The following is a 7,562-nucleotide window of genomic DNA, read 5'->3' as shown; positions in this document are numbered from 1 at the left end:
TTTGTTGGGATATCGCCAAGCGGTAAGGCACCAGGTTTTGATCCTGGCATTCCCAGGTTCAAATCCTGGTATCCCAGCCAACTTCTTCTACCAAGGAAAGTTGTTTAAAGAATAGCTCTAGCTTAGAGTTTAAATTAGCAAATTAGTGATGCGGGAGTGGCGGAATTGGTAGACGCGCTGGATTTAGGTTCCAGTATCTTAGGATGTGAGAGTTCAAGTCTCTCCTTCCGCACCATGTTCTTAACTAGAACGAAAACTTGTACAAATTTATAGTTGGGATATCGCCAAGCGGTAAGGCACCAGGTTTTGATCCTGGCATTCCCAGGTTCAAATCCTGGTATCCCAGCCAATTTGTTTATACTTCCTACTTAAATTACTCTTCCTTTTGTATTACTCATAACTACTCATAAGTACTCATAACTACTCATTTTAAATCTATTTATTTTAAACTTCTGTATTTTTAATCTATCTATAAAATCTTATTTTAATAACTGTATTTAAATAGCCGTATTTTAGTGGCTATATTTTATTAGCAAACCCTCTGCTACCGCACTTTTAATCAATAAATAAGCATAAAAAAAGACCCATAAATGAGCCTTTTCAATAGTTCGCAAATGTTATAGCAATTAGTATTAATTTAACTCGCCGCTAATAGCGTATTTTAAAACCCAGTTTTTTACCGGTCCGGTATTGTTAGCTATTTTTAAAAATTGGCTACGCGCCCATTTTAATGGCGCAATTTGATTAGAAAAGCCAAAGTAGCAGGCATCCATCATACTCATCATTAATAAGTTTGCTTTGCGGCGCGATTTTTCATACTCATTTAATTTTAATGGGCAACCTATGTCATCAGCACTTAATAGCACCTGTGCAAGCGCTACAACGTCTTGAAAGCCTAAATTTACGCCCTGCCCGGCTAATGGGTTAATAGTATGTGCAGCGTCACCTACAAGCACTAGTCGCCCTTGCGAATATTTGTTTGCGTGCTGGCGAGCCAGTGGAAACACCGCGTGCTTTAACACGGTAAAATCACCGGCAAGCTCAGGAAATTTTTTAACAATATGTGTTTTAAGTTGCAGCGGGTTTAAACCTTTAAAGCTTTGCAGTGTATTGGCATCGTCATACCAAATTAAATTAGCGTAAGGAGCCTGCATAGGTAAAAAGGCCAAAGGGCCGGTGGGAGTAAATTGCTGCCACGTTTTTACTTGTTGCGGCGCATCAAGTTTTATAAGTACGCCCATGCAGTGCTGCTGATACTGCCAACCGGTTATACCTATGTTGGCTTTAGCGCGTAATTGCGATTGCCCGCCGTCGGCTGCAATAACTAAATCAGCGGTATACGTTTGCTCACCATACACTAGCGTAATTGCATCTGAGGTTTGCTCAATACTCGTAATAGGCGCTGCTTGCTCAATAACTCCAATGTTGTATTGCTCAAATTGCTGCCATAAACTGGCTTGAATTAGGTTATTTTCAATTAAGTGGCCTAAATGCGTGGTGTTTATATCGGCGCAATCAAATAATAAATTATCGCCACCGCGCTCAAATGCTTCTAATTGTTGATACGGTGCTAACCTGCTTTGTTTTAAAAGTGGCATTGCGCCCAATTCGTCTAGCAGCTTTTCTGAAAAACGATTTATTGCCGATACGCGAATATCAACCTGATCACTGCTTAAAACTTGCTGTGGATTTATTAGTTTTTTTTCTATTATGCGCACTGCTTTACCTTGCTGAGCAAGTTTAATTGCCATAGCAGCACCCACCATGCCAGCACCCACAACAATTACTTTATTTTTTGTCATGTTCTCATCTTTTTAATTTCTTAAAACTATTTTAATTGTATCGTAATTAGCTTGTTATGTGCCAAAGGATACGCTCAACTGTGGATAAAACTAAAGCTGCATTGATTTGAAATCACAAACATGAAAACTATACTTGGATTTACGTGTGTATCCAGCTAAAATACGCGTCCTTTAAGTGGGTATAGCGCAGTAATGCATTTCACTTAATCCTGTTTCTAGCACATTTTTGTGCCACTATCGAATTGAACACGAGGCAATATTTCAATGAGCAAAAAGCTGCATATTAAAACCTGGGGTTGTCAGATGAACGAATACGACTCTCAGAAAATGGCTGAACTTTTAGATGCCACCAATGGCTACCAGCTAACTGATGATGCAACAGATGCCGACGTAATTTTACTTAACACCTGTTCAATTCGTGAAAAAGCACAAGAAAAAGTGTTCCACCAGTTAGGTCGTTGGAAGTTGTTAAAAGACGACAAGCCAGACTTAATTATTGGCGTAGGTGGTTGTGTTGCCTCACAAGAAGGTGACTCTATTCGCCAGCGTGCGCCATTTGTAGACGTTATTTTTGGCCCACAAACGCTGCACCGTTTACCAGAAATGATTAAACAAGTGCAAGGCGATAAAGGCTCATCGGTTGTTGATATTTCATTCCCAGAGATTGAAAAATTTGACCGTTTACCAGAGCCAAAAGCCGATGGCCCATCTGCGTTTGTATCTATTATGGAAGGCTGCTCTAAGTACTGTACTTTTTGTGTTGTACCATACACTCGCGGCGAAGAAGTTAGCCGCCCAGTAGATGACGTACTATTAGAAATTGCCCAGCTTGCTGAGCAAAACGTACGTGAAGTAAACCTACTTGGCCAAAACGTAAACGCGTACCGCGGCGACACACACGATGGCGAAATTTGTTATTTTTCGGATTTAATTCGTCTTATTGCTGCCATTGATGGTATTGACCGTATTCGTTACACCACATCGCATCCAGTAGAGTTTACCCAAGATATAGTTGACGTATACGCCGATGTACCAGAGCTTGTAGATCATTTACATCTACCAGTACAAAGTGGTTCAGACCGTATTTTAAACCTAATGAAACGCGGCCATACGGCAATTGAATATAAGTCGACAATTCGTAAGTTACGCAAAATTCGTCCTAACTTAAGCATGTCGTCAGATTTTATTATTGGTTTTCCGGGTGAAACCCAAGATGACTTTGAAGCAACCATGAAGCTAATTAGCGACGTTGGTTTTGATATGAGCTTTAGCTTTATTTACAGTGCACGCCCAGGTACACCAGCGGCCGACTTGCCAGATGACGTAACCGAGCAAGAGAAAAAAGAGCGTTTATACTTACTGCAAAATCGTATTACACAAATGGCGCAACAAATTAGCCGTCAAATGTTCGATACAGAGCAGCGTATACTCGTTGAAGGCCCTTCTAAAAAGAACCCAATGGAATTACGTGGCCGTACCGAAAACAACCGTGTAGTTAACTTTGTTGGCCCACATACAGTGATCGGTCAGTTTGTTGACGTACGTATTACCGAGGCACTACCAAATTCTTTACGTGGTGACTTAATTCGTACAGAATCAGAAATGAACTTACGTCGTGAAATCGCTCCTTCAGCTATTTTAACCAAAGCTGCAAGCCTTGAGCCTAAACCTGACACTATAAACGAAATTGGCGTTGCTACTTTCGTCCCTTAGTGGAAATTTTAGCGCCAGTTAACACTGGCGCCATGCTATAGGAAGTAATTTTGAGTAATCAGTTAAAAACATTAGAGATTTATTTAGAACCTGCCGATAACAAACGCCTTTCTTCTTTATGTGGCCCGTTTGACGAAAACATCAAACAAATTGAACGCCGACTCGGTGTTGAAATTATCCACCGCGATAACTTTTTTAAAGTCACAGGCAAAACTTACAGTAGCGCCAGCGCTGTAGAAATTTTAAAAAACCTTTATATTGATACTCAACCTGTGCGCGGCGAAATTGGCGAAATAGAACCCGACAACGTGCACTTAGCCATTACCGAATCAAACGCCCTTGAACAAGACGCCACAACCAGCACTTACACCAAAGAAATGGTGATTAAAACGCGCCGTGGTGTTATAAAGCCGCGTAACGAAAACCAAGGTATATACGTTTCTAATATTTTGCATCACGATATTACCTTTGGCATTGGCCCTGCTGGTACAGGCAAAACATACTTAGCTGTGGCAACTGCAGTTGATGCCCTAGAGCGCCAAGAAATTCGCCGTATATTGCTTACCCGCCCAGCGGTAGAAGCAGGTGAAAAGCTCGGTTTTTTACCGGGCGATTTAAGCCAAAAGGTCGACCCATACTTGCGCCCGCTTTACGATGCGCTATTTGAAATGCTTGGCTTTGAAAAAGTAGAAAAACTAATCGAAAAAAACGTTATTGAAATTGCCCCACTTGCTTATATGCGTGGGCGTACGCTTAATGATGCCTTTATTATTTTAGATGAAAGCCAAAATACCACCGCAGAGCAAATGAAAATGTTTTTAACCCGTATTGGGTTTAACTCAAAAGCGGTTATTACTGGCGACATAACGCAAGTAGATTTACCACGTGGTGTGCGCTCAGGCTTACGCCATGCAATGGAAGTACTCGATGGCGTAGACGAAATAAGCTTTAACCACTTTAAAGCCCAAGACATAGTTCGCCATCCTGTGGTTGCGCGTATTGTTGAAGCCTACGAGCGCAACGATGAAAGCGAGCGACTTATGCGCCTAGAAAAGCAAAAAGCCCGAGAGCAACTTGCCGCTCAACAACCGCCTGCTACTAAAGAGTAATACCGTGAACACTGAACTTGATTTACAAATAGCCTGTGAGTTTGACAACTTACCAAGCGAGGCACAATTTGCGCTTTGGGCCGACAAAGCCCTTAGCCAATACCGCGACGAATCTGAACTCACTATTGTAATTAGTGACGAAGCGCAGTCGCAACAACTCAACAACGACTACCGTGGTAAAAACAAGCCTACCAATGTACTGTCGTTTGAGTTTGAAGCACCACCGGGAATAGATATTCCTTTAGTAGGTGATTTAGTTATTTGCCCAGCTATTGTATTGGCTGAAGCAATTGAGCAAGAAAAGTCATTTCATGACCACTTTGCTCATATTGTTATTCATGGATGCTTGCATTTGCTTGGATTTGACCATATAAAGAGTGAAGATGCTTTTGAGATGGAAAGTATAGAAAAGCAATTACTTGCTGAGCTAAACATAGCAGACCCATATCGGGACGAAATTTAAATAAACGGAGTAATCAGATATAATGAGCGACGGTAACTCGCATTCTAGCCAGGGTTCTTCTGGAAAAAGCTGGCTGGGCCGAATAGCCCAAAAGTTTCAAGGGGAACCCCAGAACAGAGAAGAGCTGGTTGAAGTAATTGCCGATGCGCAAGAGCGGGATGTAATCGATCCAGAAACCAAAGAGATGATTGAAGGTGTGCTTGGCGTGTCTAAGCTTAAAGTGCGAGACATTATGGTGCCGCGCTCACAAATGATCACCCTTGAGATCGACAGCCCGCTTGAAGAGCTCATACCTATGATGGTTCACTCTACGCACTCACGCTTTCCGGTGGTGTGTGAGGACAAAGACCATGTAGAAGGGATTTTACTCGCTAAAGATTTATTACCCCTAATCTTAAACAAAGACGACTTACTGCCCTCACTGCGCGATTATTTACGCCCAGCAATGGTAGTACCCGAAAGTAAACGTGTCGATACCCTGCTTAACGAATTTCGTCAGCAACGCTACCATATGGCTATTGTTATTGATGAATACGGCGGTGTATCGGGCTTAGTCACTATTGAAGATATTCTTGAAATAATCGTGGGCGAAATAGAAGACGAGCACGACGAAGAAGAAGAGCAACAAGATATTCGCCAACTTGCTAAGCATGTTTACGTAGTACAAGCGCTAACCCCTGTTGATGACTTTAACGAGCATTTTAAAACAGGTTACAGCACAGATGACGCCGATACTATTGGTGGCACTGTATTACATGCCTTTGGCCACATGCCAAGCCGTGGCGAAACCATTGATATAGAAGGTTACCAATTTAAAGTAACCAACTCTGACAATCGCCGCATCTTGCAACTGCAAGTCACCGTTCCTAAGGTTGATGATAACTACAGTGAAGATTCTGCTAACTAAGTTCACCTTATTAGCAAAAGATAAAAAAGCATGGCTCGCATTAATTGCGGGCCTTATTTTAACTTTTGCCTATGCCCCCTTTGAAATTTGGCCCATTGCATTTTTTAGCCTTGCTGCCATCATTTTTTGTATTAATCCAAAAAACACCGGTAAAACACACGCAAAAACAGCCGCTAAATATGGCTTTATATTTGGTTTAGGTTGGTTTGGTGCTGGTATTAGCTGGGTACATGTATCTATAGCCACTTTTGGCGGCATGCCATTAATCGCTTCTTTAGCGCTTATGGCCTTATTGTGTTCATACTTAGCGTTATTTCCTGCACTTGCCTTTTGGGCAACAACTCGCTTTGCCAGCGGCCCTAAAAGTTATGGCGCATTATTAATTGTAAGTTTTGCCATAAGCGAATACTTACGCGCACACTTACTAACAGGCTTTCCATGGTTAAGTTTTGGTTATACGCAAACCGACAGCCCACTTAGACTGCTTGCCCCTTATATTGGCGAATTTGGTTTAACCTTAGTATGTATTGCCATTGGTTTTGCATTGTATCGCCTAAGCCAAAAAGATTTTAAAACATTGGCCATAACCAGCAGTGCTTTAGCACTACTTTTTGCCGGTGCATACACCACAGGTACAGCACAGTACTCTGGAAAAAGCATGTCGACATTACTTGTACAAGGTAATATAAAACAAAATCTGCGCTTTGATCCCAGCCAGTTTTGGACCACCATGAGTAAATACCAAGACCTAACCCGCACACACTGGGACGCCGACTTAATAGTATGGCCCGAAGCCGCAGTACCCGAAATAGAAGCGCTTGCCGACTCATACCTAGCAGGCTTAGACAGCGCCGCTTCATTTAATAAAACCGCGCTAATTACCGGTGTTGTTGACTACCAACTCGACACTAAAACTATTTTTAATACCCTTATAGTAGTGGGTAATAAAAATAAAGATGATGAACACGGCCACTACCGCTACCTAGATAAAAACCGCTATCAAAAACACCAATTACTCCCTATTGGCGAATTTGTACCATTTGAAGATTTACTGCGCCCTATCGCACCGTTGTTTGATTTACCTATGTCGTCGTTTACCCGTGGCGACAAAGTACAAAACAACCTACGTGCTAACGGCTTTAATATACTACCCGCTATATGCTACGAAATAGTATTTGCCGACCTAGTGCGTGGTAATTATCAGCACAGCTCAGATTTACTCTTTACCGTAAGTAACGATGCTTGGTTTGGCGACTCCATTGGCCCCCACCAGCATATGCAAATCGCTCGCATGCGCGCTCTAGAGCTACAGCGGCCACTAATACGTGTTACTAACAACGGCGTAAGCGGCGTATACGACCCAATAAGCCACACGCAACAAAGCATGCCACAGTTTGAAGCAACCACCATGAAAGCCGACGTTAAGTTAATACAAGGCGACAGCGTGTACAGCCAATACGGCAACATGTTTGTATGGGGATTTGTGTTGTTGCTGGGTGTTGGCGGGTTTGGGATTAGGTTTAAGAGATAAATGAAAAATTCTAAACTTAGAGAATTAGCAATAGATT

The 7,562-nt window shown here is 42.1% G+C and carries 6 protein-coding genes and 3 tRNA genes; 8 read left to right on the top strand and 1 reads right to left on the bottom strand.

Annotation, left to right across the window (positions count from 1 at the left end; translation table 11 throughout):
- Positions 1-5: 5 nt before the first annotated feature.
- The 3 genes from AAEY55_RS13845 to AAEY55_RS13835 all read left to right on the top strand — a co-directional run bounded on the left by AAEY55_RS13845 (position 6) and on the right by AAEY55_RS13835 (position 349).
- Positions 6-80, top strand: a tRNA-Gln gene (locus AAEY55_RS13845).
- 70 nt (positions 81-150) lie between these two features.
- A tRNA-Leu gene (locus AAEY55_RS13840) sits at positions 151-235 on the top strand.
- Between the two features lie 39 nt (positions 236-274).
- Positions 275-349, top strand: a tRNA-Gln gene (locus tag AAEY55_RS13835).
- A 283-nt stretch (positions 350-632) separates the two neighbouring features.
- Here AAEY55_RS13835 and AAEY55_RS13830 read toward each other — a convergent pair.
- The gene (locus AAEY55_RS13830) at positions 633-1,802 is read right to left on the bottom strand and encodes an FAD-dependent monooxygenase (protein ID WP_089367975.1); all 1,170 of its coding nucleotides are present in this window, start codon (positions 1,800-1,802) and stop codon (positions 633-635) included.
- 264 nt (positions 1,803-2,066) lie between these two features.
- Here AAEY55_RS13830 and miaB point away from each other — a divergent pair, with 264 nt between their 5' ends.
- The 5 genes from miaB to lnt are packed head-to-tail and all read left to right on the top strand — an operon-like array spanning position 2,067 to position 7,525.
- Positions 2,067-3,515, top strand: coding sequence for a tRNA (N6-isopentenyl adenosine(37)-C2)-methylthiotransferase MiaB (gene miaB, locus AAEY55_RS13825; protein ID WP_086994706.1), 1,449 nt, complete (start codon positions 2,067-2,069; stop codon positions 3,513-3,515).
- Positions 3,516-3,565: 50 nt separating this feature from the next.
- Positions 3,566-4,624 (top strand): PhoH family protein, encoded by a 1,059-nt coding sequence (locus AAEY55_RS13820; RefSeq protein ID WP_011327734.1) that lies wholly within the window; start codon positions 3,566-3,568, stop codon positions 4,622-4,624.
- A gap of 4 nt (positions 4,625-4,628) precedes the next feature.
- A complete protein-coding gene (gene ybeY / locus AAEY55_RS13815) occupies positions 4,629-5,087 on the top strand; it encodes an rRNA maturation RNase YbeY (RefSeq protein WP_350551796.1) in 459 nt (152 codons plus the stop codon).
- Between the two features lie 22 nt (positions 5,088-5,109).
- Complete coding sequence (gene corC / locus AAEY55_RS13810) at positions 5,110-5,994, top strand: CNNM family magnesium/cobalt transport protein CorC (protein WP_011327732.1); 885 nt, start codon at positions 5,110-5,112, stop codon at positions 5,992-5,994.
- Complete coding sequence (gene lnt, locus AAEY55_RS13805) at positions 5,975-7,525, top strand: apolipoprotein N-acyltransferase (RefSeq protein ID WP_172459234.1); 1,551 nt, start codon at positions 5,975-5,977, stop codon at positions 7,523-7,525. Before corC ends, lnt begins: the two co-directional genes overlap by 20 nt.
- The last annotated feature ends 37 nt before the right edge of the window (positions 7,526-7,562 follow it).

The sequence above is a fragment of the Pseudoalteromonas sp. 120-MNA-CIBAN-0494 genome (assembly GCF_040308885.1).
Taxonomy (GTDB): domain Bacteria; phylum Pseudomonadota; class Gammaproteobacteria; order Enterobacterales; family Alteromonadaceae; genus Pseudoalteromonas; species Pseudoalteromonas nigrifaciens.
Note: the sequence above shows the minus strand (reverse complement) of the source record. Positions and strands in the feature narration are given on the sequence as shown.